The 14612-nt window shown below is 69.9% G+C and carries 5 protein-coding genes; 2 read left to right on the forward strand and 3 right to left on the reverse strand.

Going from position 1 to position 14612, the window contains the following annotated elements:
* Positions 1–142 precede the first annotated feature (142 nt).
* On the forward strand, positions 143–1339 hold the full coding sequence (locus AmiPiv_RS01030) for a glycosyltransferase family 2 protein (RefSeq protein WP_340035385.1): 1197 nt from the start codon (positions 143–145) through the stop codon (positions 1337–1339).
* A 13-nt stretch (positions 1340–1352) separates the two neighbouring features.
* Here the strand turns inward: AmiPiv_RS01030 and AmiPiv_RS01035 are convergent, their stop codons facing one another.
* The 3 genes from AmiPiv_RS01035 to AmiPiv_RS01045 are packed head-to-tail and all read right to left on the reverse strand — an operon-like array spanning position 1353 to position 7790.
* Positions 1353–2501 (reverse strand): hypothetical protein, encoded by a 1149-nt coding sequence (locus AmiPiv_RS01035; protein ID WP_340035386.1) that lies wholly within the window; start codon positions 2499–2501, stop codon positions 1353–1355.
* Positions 2467–3168 carry a 4'-phosphopantetheinyl transferase family protein gene (locus AmiPiv_RS01040; RefSeq protein ID WP_340035387.1) on the reverse strand — a complete coding sequence of 234 codons (702 nt, stop codon included), beginning with the start codon at positions 3166–3168 and terminating at the stop codon, positions 2467–2469. Before AmiPiv_RS01040 ends, AmiPiv_RS01035 begins: the two co-directional genes overlap by 35 nt.
* Positions 3165–7790 (reverse strand): MupA/Atu3671 family FMN-dependent luciferase-like monooxygenase, encoded by a 4626-nt coding sequence (locus AmiPiv_RS01045; RefSeq protein ID WP_340035388.1) that lies wholly within the window; start codon positions 7788–7790, stop codon positions 3165–3167. Before AmiPiv_RS01045 ends, AmiPiv_RS01040 begins: the two co-directional genes overlap by 4 nt.
* A gap of 315 nt (positions 7791–8105) precedes the next feature.
* Between AmiPiv_RS01045 and AmiPiv_RS01050 the strand changes: the two genes are divergently transcribed.
* A complete protein-coding gene (locus tag AmiPiv_RS01050) occupies positions 8106–14543 on the forward strand; it encodes a type I polyketide synthase (protein WP_340035389.1) in 6438 nt (2145 codons plus the stop codon).
* Positions 14544–14612: the final 69 nt, after the last annotated feature.

Below are 14612 nucleotides of genomic sequence, written 5' to 3' on the forward strand. Positions count from 1 at the left end.
CCCGCCTTCCAGCCGATCCTCTAACAACATTGGTGATCCACCAACGTCAAGCCTGGGTTGCCGCCAAGATCGGCAAATCACAGAAGATCGTTAAATTCCATCGCGTAAGTATGGGTTGAGCGCCCGCGACGTGAAAGCAAATATGACCGAAATCATCCTTGTCCTGCTGTCTTTGGCCAATCTGGCGTTGCTGATTCCGGTTCTGGTCTTCGCCGTGGAGATATTTTCGGCCGTCGGCCGGGGCCAGCGCCGGCCTGCGCCGTTACCCTCGGCCCGCCCGTCGGCAGCAATCCTCGTGCCGGCGCATGACGAGGCCGACGGCATCGCCGAGACGGTTCGCGGCCTGCGCGGGCAGCTGCGGCCGGGCGACCGGCTGCTTGTCGTTGCCGACAACTGCACTGACGGCACCGCGATGCTCGCCCGTGAAGCCGGCGCCGAAGTGATCGAGCGCCAGGACCCGTCGCGGCGCGGCAAGGGTTTCGCGCTCGATTTCGGCGTTCGCCACCTCGCCGCGGCGCCGCCCGAAGTGGTGGTGATCGTCGACGCCGACTGCAGCCTCCAGCCCGGCTGCATCGACCGTCTCGTCGCGCGGGCGGCCGCGAGCCAGCGCCCGGTGCAGGGGCTCTACCTGATGTCGGCGCCGGCGGGCGCGGGCCTCAACCTGCAGGTCGCCGAGTTCGCCTTCCTGGTCAAGAACAGGGCCCGGGCGGCGGGCCTGCACCGGCTCGGCTTCCCCTGTCATCTCACCGGCTCCGGCATGGGCTTCCCCTGGTCCGTCATCCGCGACGCCCACCTCGCCCATGCCAGCCTCGTCGAGGACATGAAGCTCGGGCTCGACCTGGCGCTCGCCGGCAGGGGCGCTGCGTTCTGCGAGGACGCCCGCATCGACAGCCATTTTCCCTTTTCGCAGGCTGGCGCGTCGTCGCAGCGGCGGCGCTGGGAGGAGGGGCATCTCGGCATGATCGCTCAGGCCCTCCGCGTCCTGCCGGCCGCGGTCCGGTCCGGGAACGCCGGCGCCGTCGCCCTCGTGGTCGACGTGCTGGTGCCGCCGCTCACCCTGCTTGTGCTGCTGCTCGGCGCGGCCTTCGTCGTGACGGCGGCTGTGACCTATGCCCTGTCGCTCGCTCCGGTCGCGCTGGCCGTTTCGTTGCTCTGCCTCGCCCTGTTCGGGGTCTCGGTGCTGGCTGCCTGGGCGGCGTTCGGACGGCACGTGCTGCCGCCGATGTCGCTGTTGCGGGTGTTCCCCTATGTGCTGCGCAAGCTTGCCCTCTATCCCCGCCTGGCGCTCGGCTCGCGTGTCGGCACCTGGATCCGCACCGACCGGCGGCGTCCGGACTGATTTCTGCGGCTGCTCAGCCCGCGTCCGCCGGCTCGAGCCCCGGCACCCCGCGCCGCAGCGACCATAGCAGCCGGATGGTGTCGCGGATGCGCTTCGCCCGGGCCACGACATATCCCCGCTCCGGCCGGGTGTAGGTGCGTTCCATGTAGCCGGCATAGGCGATGACGAAGCGTGCCGGCACGCCCTCGCATCCGCCGTCGGGGCCGAATACCTGCCGGACACGCCACTGGGCGATGAGCTCCAGCGCAATGGACCTGAGGCTTTGCGCCCGGGTTTGGTCGAGCGAAGCCGGCACGGGTGCCGCCACCGCCTCGTTGCCGAAGACTGTCGCATAGGCGACCACGGCGACGAAGTAGTTGCCGAGCTCCGTCAGGTGCACCCGGTCGGTGAACAATGCGGCGGTGACGCGCTCCGGAGCGAGCCCCTCGAAGCCTGCGACCGGCTGTCCGGAGGTGAGGCGCGCGACCAGGTCGGCGAGCGCCAGGGACGCCGGGATGAAGCGGATGCGGTCCTGTCGGGCCTGCTCGGCCAGCTTGCTGTTCACGCCCTCCACCAGGCATTGCCACACCGGCGAGGCGGCGCGTTCGTATTCGATCCAGTCGCCAGGGGCGGTAAGGTCGGAGAGGTCCGCCCAGGGCGCGAAGAAATAGCTCATGCCGCGCGGATTGCCGGCCATGAACCTGTCCTGCAGCTCGCCCAGATAGGTTGCTGTGCCTTCGCTCAGCATCGCATCGAGCACCCTGTGCCATTCGGTGACGACGAGCACGTCGTAGCGGCGCGCTGCCAATTCGGCGATCACGTCGACCGGCTTGCCGTCGCGGCCGACCCCCGCGCCGTAGCCTGAGCCGGGCGGACTGCCGTCCGGCCCCCGCGTCCGCTGCCGGATCGACGAGCCGCCGATGTGCTGCCGTTCCCAAATGAGGCTTCTGCCACCCGCAGCGGCGATCGCCTCCAGCATGTCGGGGAAGGGCCGGTCGGTGAGGCTGTGTCCCGAGACGAAGAACTGCCCCGCATCGGCAGCCACTGCGGGCGCGGTGCCGATGGCTGGCGCGATGGCCTTTCCGGTCATGCCGACGCTGAGCGCGGCAAAAAGCACGCCGGCGACGCCGTGGCGGGCCAGACGCCGGTCACGCATGTTGCGCAGCCCGGCCGGCTGCCCCATGCCGGCCGCCGTGTTTGAGCGTCATCGCGGTGACGATATGGTCGCGCCCGATCGCCATGCGGCCGGCCAGTTGCGCGCCTCTCGAAAACGGCCCCGCATTCGCCTCGAAGCGGGCGACGAACGTCGCGGCGGCCGGATCGAGGCGCACGGACATCGCGTCGAACCCGAACAGCTTGCCCGAGAGCGGGTACTGGCACTTGTAGGCGCATTCCTTGGCGCTGAAGACGGCGCGCGCCAGCAGGCCGCGGCCCGCTGCCGGCTGGGCGGCCAGCCATGCGCGCTCCTCCGGTGTGCAGATCTCCTCGACCAGTTCGGCGTCGAGCGGCAGGGCCGGCTCGATGTCGAGGCCGACCGACAGGTAGCCGTCGGCTGTGCGGGCGATCGCCGCCACGCACCAGTCGGTGCAATGGCTGATGCTGCCCGTCATGCCCGCCGGCCAGGCGGGGGCGCGGTCGACGCCGGCCGGAACGGCTGCGGGGGCAAGGCCGAGTTCCCGCATGGCCGTGCGCGCCAGGGCGCGTCCCGCCATGAATTCGTGCCGCCGCGAAGCTGATGCCCTGGCGATCGCCTCCTCCTCGTCTGGCAAAGGCGCGCCCCAGTCGCCGCGCGGGTCGCCCTGGGCGACCGCGACGTCCGCTTCGAACAGCAGGGCGATGGCTACGCTCATCCCGCGCCGCGCGGCCGCATCAGTGCCGCCCGCCTGTCGCCGAGCGCTGCCCGGCGCATGGCGGCGCGGTCCGCCACCTTGCTCAGCCGGTCGTCTGCCTTGCCGCGCTGCGCGAGATGCTCGGACAGCGCCTTCACCGTCGGGAAGCGGAACAGGTCGGTGATGAGCATGTCCGGGGCGATGCCCGCCTTCAGCTCGCGATGCGCCTGCACCGCGAGCAGCGAATGCCCGCCGAGCGCGAAGAAGCTGTCCGACAGGCCGACCCTCTCGACGCCGAGGATGCGGCGGAAGGTGTCGGCGATGGCGCGTTCGACATTGTCCGTCGGCTCGACATAGGCGGCAGCGACGGCCGGCGCGGCGACCGCGTCCGGCTTCGGCAGCGCCTTGCGGTCGACCTTGGCGTTGGGTGTCAGCGGAAACGCCTCCAGAGTGACGAAGTGGACCGGCACCATGTAGTCCGGCAACGTCCTGGCAAGCGCCTGCTTGAGCGCATCCTCGTCGATCCTGCCGCCTGCGAGACGCAGGTAACCGACGAGCCGTATGTCGTCCTTTCGGTCCTCGCGCGCCATCACCACGACTTCCATGATGCCGGGGAAGGCCGCGATGCGCTCCTCGATCTCGCCGAGTTCGATGCGGTAGCCGCGCAGCTTCACCTGGTGGTCGGTGCGGCCGAGGAACTGCAGCGCCCCGTCCGCGATGAAGCGCGCCAGGTCGCCGGTGCGGTAGAACCGGCCGTCGGCGAAGGGGTTGGGCAGGAAGCGCTCGGCGGTGAGGTCCGGCCGGTTGTGGTAGCCGCGCGCCACGCCGTCGCCGCCGATGTAGAGCTCGCCCGCGATCCCGGGCGGCACCGGGCGCTGCGCGGCGTCCAGGACGTAGAGCTGGGTGTTGGCGATGGGCCTGCCCAGCGGCACAACCCCTTCGCTCACATTGGCGGGCGTCGTCGACGACCAGATCGTCGTCTCCGTCGGTCCGTACATGTTCTCGACGCTTGCCGAGGTCGCCTTGCGCAGGTCCATGAGCAGCGACGACGGCAAGGCCTCGCCGCCGATGAACAGGTGCCTCACATTGGCCAGCGCGCGCCGGTCGTCGTCGTTCATCAGGAACATGCGCGCCATCGAGGGCGTGCACTGCAGATGCGTCACGCCGTGGCGTTCGATCTCCTCGGCAAGGCTGCCGCCATCGGCCGCCTCGTGCGAAACGGTCGCACGCGACCGCGCCACCACGTCGGCCAGCGGCACCAGTCGCTCGAGCACCAGGTCGCTCGCCACGCCGAAGTCGATCAGGCAGGCCACCTCGTCGACGCCGATCGCCGCCACCTGTTCGATGCGGCGCAGCGCGTCCTCGACTGTGCCGAAGAGGCCGCTGTCCTCGAAATAGCGCAGGAAGGCGAATTCGAGGATCGCGTCGAGTTCGTCGGCCGCCAGCGACTGCAGGTCGATGTCCATCGGCTGCGCCACGCCCTGCGGCTTCTTGAACGCCGGGAAGGCCCAGGCATATTGCTTGATGAGGGCTGCGGCGCTGCGCAGATAGTCCTTCATCGGCTCGCGCGCCTGCTGGCGCACCTCCTCGCGGTCGGCGCCGACAAGCGTGTGCAGCATCAGCGTCACCTTGTGGTCGGCCGGGTTGCGTCCGGCTTCCACCAGCGCCTGCCTGTAGATGCGGATCTTGTCGGCGAGCTCGTCGACCGACTGGCCGAGCAGGTGGGTGAGCACGTTGGCGCCGAGCCGGGCGGCCTCGCGGTAGGTTTCCGGATTGCCGGCCGTGGTCACCCACACGGGCAGTTCCTTCTGCACCGGCCGCGGCTGCGTGACGACGCCGACCTTGCCGCTGCCGAAATCGAACTCTACCTTCTCGCCGCGCCACAGCTTGCGCACCGTCTCGATGTCGCGCAGCATCGCCGCCTTGTTGTGCGGCGGCGCGTTCTCGGGCCGCAGCACGAAGTCCTCCGGCATCCAGCCCGAGGCGAAGGCGAGCCCGACGCGGCCGTTGCTGATGTTGTCGAGCACGGCCCATTCCTCGGCGACGCGGGCCGGGTGGTGCAGCGGCAGCACGCAGCTGCCGGCGCGGATCGACAGGTTGCGCGTCACGGCGGCGACTGCCGCGCCGGTCACCGAAGGGTTCGGATAGGGGCCGCCAAAGGCGTGGAAGTGGCGTTCCGGCGTCCACAGCGCCTGGAAGCCGTGCGTGTCGGCGAATTTGGCGCCCTCGAGCAGCAGCCGGTACTTGGCGGGGCCGGCACCGTCGTCGTTGCCCCAGTAGAACAGGCTGAAGTCGAGCTGCTTGGTTTGAGCCGCTCCGGGTCCCTTGTGGGCCTTGACCTCGCTCGAATGGATCACGACCTTGAAGCCGCGCGTCAGTGTCCAGAACAGCTCCAGCACCGAGATGTCGAAGGACAGGCTGGTCACCGCCAGCCACACCGGCTGGCCGCTTTCCGGCACGGTGATGCGCTCGTCCATGCCGGCGAAGAAGTTCGCCACGTTGCGGTGCTCGATCATCACCCCCTTCGGGCGCCCGGTGGAGCCCGAGGTGTAGATGACGTAGGCCAGGTTGTCGGATGTCGCCCTGCTTGACGGCCGGTCGCTGCGCCCGCCGGCCTCCAGCAGATCCTCGATGCAGACCAGCCTGGCGGTATGGACCGGCAGCGAGCCCTTCAGCGCGCGCTCGGTCAGCACGATCGGCGCGGCACTGTCCTCCACCATCAGCGCCAGCCGGTCGCCGGGGAACATCGGATCGAGCGGCACATAGGCGCCGCCAGCTTTCTGGATGGCGAGCGCGCCGACGACGAGTTCGACCGAGCGCGACAGATTGAGGCCGACCATCGTGTCCGGGCCGACGCCAAGCGCCATCAGCGCATGGGCGACGGCGTTGGCCTGCTCGTCGAGCTGGTGATAGGTCAGCTGATCCTCGCCCGCGGCCACTGCCACCGCGTCCGGCGTCCGGTCGACCTGCCGCTCCACCAGCCGGTGCATCAGGGTGCTGCGGTCGTAGCCGCGGGCCGTGTCGTTCCATGCGTGCAGGACGCGATGCTGCTCGTCCTTGGTCATCAGCGGCAGCTCGGCGAAAGTGCCGCTGCCTTCCGCGAAGGCCTTGGCAAGCACCGAGAGGCGCAGGGCGATGTCGCGCGCCTGCGCCTCGCTCATCCGTGCGCGGTCGAAATGCAGGGTATCGGCGGCAGCGTCCTCGCCGAGGGCGAAGGTCAGCGCGCAGCCCGCCGGCAGCACGTCTTGCTCGCCGGAGCCTTCGATCAGTCCGATCGTCAGCCGCGGTTCATGCATGCCCGGGACACGGCGCGCCAGGTCCGAAAGCCAGGCGCCGCGGTCGCGCGCGGCGGCGATGGCGTCTGCCACCTGGCTTTTGAAAGCGCCCAGGCTCGCGTCGTCGGCAGCCTTGAGGTTCAGCGGCGATATATCGGAGAAATAGCCCGGGAAAGCGGCGGCGCGCGCCCTGGCCGCCCGGCTGGAGAACGCCAGCGATGCCTCGGCCTGGCCCGCGAGGCGGAGCACGAAGGCGGCGACGGCCGCGGCCCTCGCGTCGCGGTCGAGCCCGCGCGGCAGGTCGAGCGGAATCGTCGCGACATCCGCCGCCTGGCCCGCCGTCCACGGCTTGATGTCGAGGAGGTCGATGTCCTGCGCCGCGGCGATCGCCGCCCGCGCTTCCGCCTCGTGGCCCGCGGCTTCTGCCACTGCGCCGGTCAGCTCGCGCGAAAAAGCCTCGTCCATGCCGGGCAGCACCATGCCCGGCCGCAACGCCGTCCACAGCGGCTCGCCGTCGCCGATGCGCGACGCCTCGACCAGCACCGCCGCATCCGCCGCCACGATCACCACGCCTTCCGGCGAGACCGACATCACCGTGCCCGGCGCGCCGTGCGGGGCATCGCCGGCGGCTGTCAGCCTGCTCACCGCGTAGAGGCCGCCTTCGGTGCGCAGTTTCGGCGTGACCAGCGGGTTGGCATATCCGGTGCCGAAGTCGAGCGCCCGCACCAGCCGTTCGAGGCTGTGCGCGGGCTGGTCGAAGCGAAGCGTCGCGCCGGCTTCGGGACGCCGCTTCCTGCCGAAATAGCTGCGCTCGGCGAGGTTCTGCGGACGCGCGACGAGCGTTCCGCGCTCGATGCCGTCGAGCAGTTCAGCGAAGCTGCCGATCCCCGCCTCGAAGCACTTGGTGTTGAGCATCAGCGCGGTCTCGTCCGGCGCGATGTCGAACATCCGCTGCACGTAGAGCCCGCCCTGGTCGACGCCGGAGGCCAGCGCATGCCAGGTCACGCCGTGCGTCTCCTCGCCGTTGAGGATCGCCCAGGCCGGCGCGTTCAGTCCGGCATAGCGGGGCAGGGGGCCGTCGTGGAAATTGGCCGCCCCCATCCTGGCCTTGCGCCACACGGCCTCGGGGATGAGCCTGAGATTGGCGGCGCTGAACAGCCAGTCGTAGCCGATGCCGTCGAGCTGGCGTGCCAGGTCGTCCCCCCAGCCGGTCGAACTTATGCCGCTGCGTTCTGCATGGCTGCGGATGCTGGCGCTCTCGGTCACGATCGCGGCAATGCGGTGCCCGCGGCCCCTGAGCATCTCGACGCACTGCACCAGAAGCGACTCGTCGCCGATCAAGACGCAATCGAAGTGTCCGTTAACCATGTCGTGAGACCGCCCCTGTGCTTGCCCTGAATGCAGTGGCTCTTATACTGGCCAGCGTAAATGAACGTTATGATGGTGCTTGGAATTATCATCAGCATCGTAACAGCTGGTTAAGTCAGTTGCTTTGGGTCCTGCCCATAGTCCTTGCTGTGCACCATCGGGCGGGATTTCCGGCGCCGTTTAACGGCATGTTCAATTTTCCCGGCGATACGAAGCACATGGGGCGCTAAGTGGGGTGGGTAAGGCTGCGGGGCGCGTCCTGCGCCTCGGAGATTCCTGGACCGCGACGGATGGCGCCTGCAGCAGGTACAGGCCATGACCGACAGTCCCGACCAGTTCTCACCGAACGACATCGCCATCGTTGGCATGGCGCTGCGCGTTCCCGGCGCGCGCGACGTCGGCCAGTTCTGGGCCAATCTGCGCGGCGGAGTCGAATCGATCCGCGATCTCACGGAGGAAGAGCTGCTGGCGGCCGGTGAGGCGCCTAGCCGTATCCACCATCCCAATTACGTGCGCCGCACCTCCGAGCTTCCCGCCATGGAGATGTTCGACGCCGAGTTCTTCGGGCTCAGCCCGAAGGAGGCGGCGATCATGGACCCGCAGCACCGCCAGTTCCTGGAATGCGCCTGGGAGGCGATGGAGGATGCAGGCCGCACGCCCGATTCCAGCGGCGGCCCGGTCGGCGTCTTCGCCGGCTGCGGCATGGGCAGCTACTTCTACTTCAACGTCTGCAGCAACCGCCAGCTGGTCGACCAGGTCGGCATGTTCCTGCTCAGGCACACCGGCAACGACAAGGACTTCCTCGCCACCCGCGCCTCCTTCGCCTTCGACCTGCGCGGACCGAGCGTCAACATCCAGACCGCCTGCTCCACTTCTCTGGTGGCGGTGCATTCGGCCTGCCAGAGCCTGCTCGCCGGCGAGTGCGAGATGGCGTTGGCCGGAGGCGTCACGATCGACCTGCCGCACCGCCGCGGCTACATGTACCAGGAGGGCGAGATCCTCTCGCCCGACGGCCATTGCCGCGCCTTCGACCACCGGGCCGCCGGCACCGTCTTCGGCAGCGGCGTCGGCGTGGTGGTGCTGCGTCGCCTCTCCGACGCGATCGCCGACGGCGACATCGTCCACGCCGTCATCAAGGGCACGGCGGTCAACAACGATGGCGCCAGCAAGGCCGGCTATCTCGCGCCCAGCGTCAACGGCCAGGCCGAGGCGATCATCGAGGCGCAGGGCCTGGCCGGCGTCGATGCCGGCTCGATCCAGTATGTCGAGTGCCACGGCACCGGCACCTATCTCGGCGACCCGATCGAGATCGAGGCGCTGACGCAGGCGTTCCGCCAGGGCACCGACCGGACCGGCTTCTGCCGTGTCGGCTCGGTCAAGTCGAACATCGGCCATCTCGACACCGCCGCTGGCGTCGTCAGCCTGATCAAGGCCTCGCTCGCGGTGAAGCACGGCGAAATCCCGCCGACGCTGGGCTTCGAGAAGCCGAACCCGGCCATCGCCTTCGAGCGCAGCCCGTTCATCGTCAACGACCGCCTGACCCAATGGCCGCATACGCCGGGCCCGCGCCGCGCCGCGGTCAATTCGCTCGGCGTCGGCGGCACCAATGCGCACGCCATCATCGAGCAGGCGCCGGCACTGGCCGCCGGCCGCGCCGCCGCCGAGGACGCGCCGCAGCTCCTGGTCTTCGCCGCCAGGAACCGCAAGGCGCTCGACCAGGCGACCGTGCGACTCGGCGCGGAGCTGGAGCGCCGGCCCGATCTCGACCTGGGCGACGCCGCCTACACGCTTTTTGCCGGCCGCAGGCATTTCGAGCACCGCCGCGTCGTCGCCGTGCGCAACCGCGCCGATGCGGTCGCGGTCCTCTCCGATCCCGAGAGCAAGCGCGGCTTCACCCATTCGGCGCTCGACAATGCCTCCGGCCCCGTCTTCCTGTTCCCCGGCGGCGGCGCCCAGCATGTCGGCATGGCCCGCGCCCTCTATGACGGCGACCGGCGGTTCCGCGCGACCGTCGACGAGGGCATTTCCTATCTCGATCCTGCTGCTGCGGCGGAGATCAGCCGCGTCTGGCTCGACCGGGGCACCGACCGCGCCGAGGCCGAGGCCGCCTTCCTGCGGCCCTCGGTGCAACTGCCGGCGATCCTCATCACCGAGGTGGCCGTCGCCCGCTGGTGGATCGATCGCGGCGTCAAGCCACAGGCCCTCATCGGCCATTCGATGGGCGAGAATGCGGCTGCCTGCATCGCCGAGGTCATCGGCCTGCGCGACGCGGTCAACCTCGTCCGCCTGCGCGGCGAGCTGTTCGACACGGTCGAGCCGGGCGGCATGCTGAGCGTGCCGCTGTCGGCCGCCGCTCTCGCCGAGATCATGCCGCCGGAACTCGACCTCGCCTCGGTCAACGCGCCCGAACTCTGCGTCGTCTCGGGCCGCAACGAGGACCTGGACGGTTTCCGGGCGGCGCTGCACGAACGGGGCATCGACGCCTCGCGCATCGCCATCGACATCGCCGCCCATTCGCGCATGCTCGAGCCGATCCTCGGCCGCTTCGAGGCGTTCCTGCGCGGCATCCGGCTCAATGCGCCGTCGATCCCCATCGTCTCCAACCTCACCGGCGCCTGGCTGTCGGAGGCTGACGCCCGCGACCCGCTCTACTGGGTCCGCCACCTGCGCTCCACCGTGCAGTTCGGCAAGGGCATGGGTCTTCTGGCGAGCGAGCCCGGCCGCGTCTTCGTCGAGGTCGGGCCGGGCCGGGCGTTGTCGTCGCTGGTCAAGCTGCAGCCCTCCATTGCCGCGAACCAGGTGATCAACAGCCTGCCGCACGCGGAGGACGACAGCGACGACCGCGTCCACCTGCTCGCCGCGCTCGGCCGCGCCTGGGCGGTGGGGCTGGACGTGCCGCTCGAGCGCCTTTGGGAGGGCACCGGCGCCCGCCGCGTGTCGCTGCCCAGCTATCCGTTCCAGCACCAGCGCTATTTCATCGAGCCCGGTGCCGCTGCCTCGGCCGAGGCGACCGAGGAAGTGCTGCGCAAGCTGCCCGACATGGCCGACTGGGGCTTTAGGCCGACATGGCGCCAGTCGGTCGCCGACGTCGAGATCGACGCAGGCGCGGAGCCGACCTCCTTTCTCGTCTTCCTCGACCGGGCAGGCTTCGGTCGGCCGCTGGTCGAGAGCCTGCGCGCCGGCGGCCACCGGGTGGCCACCGTCGAGGTCGGCGACACTTTCGCGCGCAAGTCGACGGACGCCTATTCGGTCTGCCCCGAGGACGGCCGGGCCGGCTACGACGCGCTGCTCGCGGCAATCGCCGCCGAGGGCGCGCTGCCGCAGCGCATCCTGCATCTGTGGCTCGTCACCGCCGACGAGAGCCACCGCCCGGGCTCGAGCTTCTTCAACCGCAACCAGGAACAGGGCTTCTACAGCCTCATCCATCTCGCCCAGGCGCTCGGCGACGCCGGCGCGAGCGACATCCGGCTGACCGTCGTCAGCAACGGCATGCAGCGCGTCGGCGACGAGCCTCTGCCCTATCCGGAGAAGGCTACGGTGCTCGGCCCCGGGCTTGTCATCCCGAAGGAGATGCCGGGCACGAGCGTTCGCCTGATCGACCTGCAATTGCCTCGCGCCGAAGCCTCGCGCCGCCCGTTCCGCCGCGCTGTCGCACAAGGGCCGGCGGCGATGGCGCAGATCCACGCGCAGCTGCGCGACGACCTGTTCGCCGCGCCGGCATCCGAGGTCGTCGCCTATCGCGACGGTCGACGCTGGACGCGCGGCTATGGCAGGCTGCCGCTTGCCCCCGTAGGCGAGGGCCGGCAGGGCTTCCGCCGCCAGGGCGTCTACATCGTCACCGGCGGCCTCGGCGACCTGGCGCAGGTGATGGCGCAGGGCCTCGCCGACGAGTTCGACGCCCGCGTCATGCTGGTCGGGCGCGGCACGCTTCCCTCCCGCGAGCAGTGGCCGCTGATCATGCGCACCCGCGCACGCTCCGACCGCATGCGGCGCGCCATCGAGCGGATCGTCGCGCTGGAGGCAGCCGGCCACAAGGTCGCCTACATGGCGGCCGACGTCGGCAACCCCGAGCAGATGGCGGCGGTGGTTGCGGCGACCCGCGCCGAACTCGGCGAGATCAATGGCGTCATCCACACCGCCGGCGTGGTCGACGACGACCTGCTGCAGCTCAAGTCGGTCGACGCCATGGAAGCGGTGCTCGCGCCCAAGCTGCACGGCACCGCGGTCCTCGACCGCGTCTTCCGCGACGTGCCGCTCGATCTGTTCGTGCTGTTCTCCTCGACCAGCACCGACACCGCGCCCGCCGGCCAGGTCGACTATGTCGCCGCCAACGCTTATCTCAACGCCTACGCCGAGAGCCGCGCCGGGGATGCCGGCCGCAGGACCGTCGCCGTCCACTGGGGCATCTGGAACGAGATCGGGCTCGCCGCCCGTGCGGTTGGGCGTACCGACCAGTCCCCGGGCCGGGAACCGTCGGCGGAGCCGGCCCGCGGGCCGCTCTTCCGGTCCTGGGTCGAGGATGCCGAGGGCACGCCCTGGCTCGAGGCCGAAATCGGCCCGGCCACCCACTGGCTGCTCGACGAGCACCGCATGGTTTCGGGCGAGCCGGTCCTGCCCGGCACCGGCTACATCGAACTCATCGCCCAGGCGCTCGGCGAATACGGTTTGGACGCACGCGCTTCGATCGAAGACCTGGTCTTTCTGCGGCCGCTGGTCGTGAAGGACGGCGCCACCAGGACCATTCGCGTCCGCATGACGCCCGAGGCGGACGGCCATCGCATCGAGGTCACGGCTTCGCAGGCCGGCGATGCGTCCTTCGAGACCTTTGCCGAGGCTTTCGTGCGCGGGCTGCCGAAGTCCGCTCGTAGCGGTGCCGAGATGGCCGAAGCCGCCCGGCGCTGCGTCGTCGCCGAACGCGCCGAAGGGGCGGATGCGCTGCCATCGGTGCAGGCTCCGCATGTGCGTTTCGGCCCGCGCTGGCAGGTGCTCCGTTCCGTCGCCTTTGGCCGCGCGGAGGCCTTTGCCGAGCTCGCCTTGCCGCAAGCCTATCGCGGCGACGCCACCTTGCTCCATCCGGCGCTGCTCGACATCGCCACCGGCTTCGCCATGCGGCTCGACCCCGAATATGACGGCTCGGTGCTGTGGGCGCCGATGTCCTATGGCCGGATCGCCGTGCACGGGCCGCTGCCGGACCGCGTCTCGAGCTGGGTGCGGCTGTGCCGCGGTTTCGAATACGGCAAGGGCTATGTCGCCTTCGATGTCTCGATCGCCGACGTCTCCGGTCAGGTCCTGCTCGAAATCGAGCGTTTCGTGATGAAGCGTCTCGACAGCGACCTCGGTCTCGTGGCGCCGCGTACGGCGGGCAGCGCCGCCGCCGACAACGACCATCGCCAGTCGCCCGCCGCGCTTCAGCTCGCCGCCCAGGTGAGCCAGGGCATTCTTCCCGGCGAAGGCTTCGAGGCGCTCAGGCGCGCCCTTGGCACCGGCCAGCCGCAGCCGATCGTGAGTTCGCTGGATCTCGAAGCCTTGCGCAGGCGCGCTGCCGCGCCGGCCACGGCTGCGCCGCAGGGCGGCGACCAGTTCGAGCGGCCGGAGCTCGACAGCGACTATGTCGCGCCGGGCAACGACATCGAGCGCACGCTCGCCGGTTTCTGGAGCGAACTGCTCGGCGTCGACCGGATCGGCGTCGACGACAGTTTCTTCGACATCGGCGGCCATTCGCTGATCGCCGTGCGCCTGTTCCGCATGATCAAGAAGCAGTACGCCGTCGACCTGCCGATATCGGTGCTGTTCGAGGCGCCGACCATCGCCGGCTGCGCGCAGCTGATCGCCAGCCACATGCCAGCCGGCGAGGGCAGCGGCTCCGGGCCTTCGCAGTCCGCGCCGCCTGCGGAAAAGCATGTGCATCTGGTGGCGATGAGCGCGGGCACGAACCCGTCTGCGCCGCCGGTCTTCATCTGCGCCGGCATGTTCGGCAACGTGCTCAACCTGCGCCAGCTCGCCATGCGGCTCGGCGTCGACCGGCCGGTCTACGGGCTCCAGGCGCGCGGCCTCTATGGCGACCAGGAACCGCACGCGACCTTCGAGGAGATGGCGCGCGACTATCTCGCCGAGGTCCGCAAGGTTCAGCCGCGCGGCCCCTATCTGCTGGCCGGCTTCTCGGGCGGCGGGCTGGCCGCCTACGAGATGGCGCAGCAGCTGCGCGCCGAGGGCGAGGAAGTGGCGCTCGTCGTCATGCTCGACACGCCGCTGCCGATCCAGCCGCGGCTCACCGCCTTCGACCGGCTGCAGATGAAGCTGCAGGATCTGCGTCGCCACAAGCTGTCCTTCGTCACCGGCTGGATCCGCGATCGTCGGCGCTGGCGGGCCGAAATGCGCGACAAGCGTGAAGCCGCGGAAGCGGAAAACGCGGGCAGGCAGTTCCAGAATGCCAGGATCGAGGCGGCGTTCCGCGCGGCGCTGGTCCGCTATGACCTGAAGCCCTATCCCGGCAAGCTGCTGCTGCTCAGGCCCAGGCTCAACATCCTCTACACGTTGCGCGGCGGTCGCCGTCTCCAGGAGGGGCGCAACGTCGCGCTCGACGACAATGGCTGGACGCCATACGTGGCCGAGCTCGAAGTCCAGGAGGTGGCGGGCGACCACGACAGCATGGTGCTGGAGCCCTATGTCCGCGTGCTGTCCGAGCGGCTGCGTCCGCGCCTTGCTGCGGCGCTGTCCGACGAAAGCGAGCGGCTGCGCATCGCAGCCGAGTAGGGGGCAAAGGCCGGCGCCTCTCGCTTGCGCGAGTGCCGGTGGGGCGCCGGCCAGGCAGGTTCTGAGGGA

Origin of the sequence: Aminobacter sp. Piv2-1, assembly GCF_037625995.1 — a bacterium.
Lineage (GTDB): Bacteria > Pseudomonadota > Alphaproteobacteria > Rhizobiales > Rhizobiaceae > Aminobacter.

Coding starts and splice junctions, on each gene's coding strand:
- AmiPiv_RS01050 (WP_340035389.1), top strand. CDS start 8,106: ATGACCGACAGTCCCGACCAGTTCTCACCGAACGACATCGCCATCGTT.
- AmiPiv_RS01030 (WP_340035385.1), top strand. CDS start 143: ATGACCGAAATCATCCTTGTCCTGCTGTCTTTGGCCAATCTGGCGTTG.
- AmiPiv_RS01045 (WP_340035388.1), bottom strand. CDS start 7,790: ATGGTTAACGGACACTTCGATTGCGTCTTGATCGGCGACGAGTCGCTT.
- AmiPiv_RS01035 (WP_340035386.1), bottom strand. CDS start 2,501: ATGGGGCAGCCGGCCGGGCTGCGCAACATGCGTGACCGGCGTCTGGCC.
- AmiPiv_RS01040 (WP_340035387.1), bottom strand. CDS start 3,168: ATGAGCGTAGCCATCGCCCTGCTGTTCGAAGCGGACGTCGCGGTCGCC.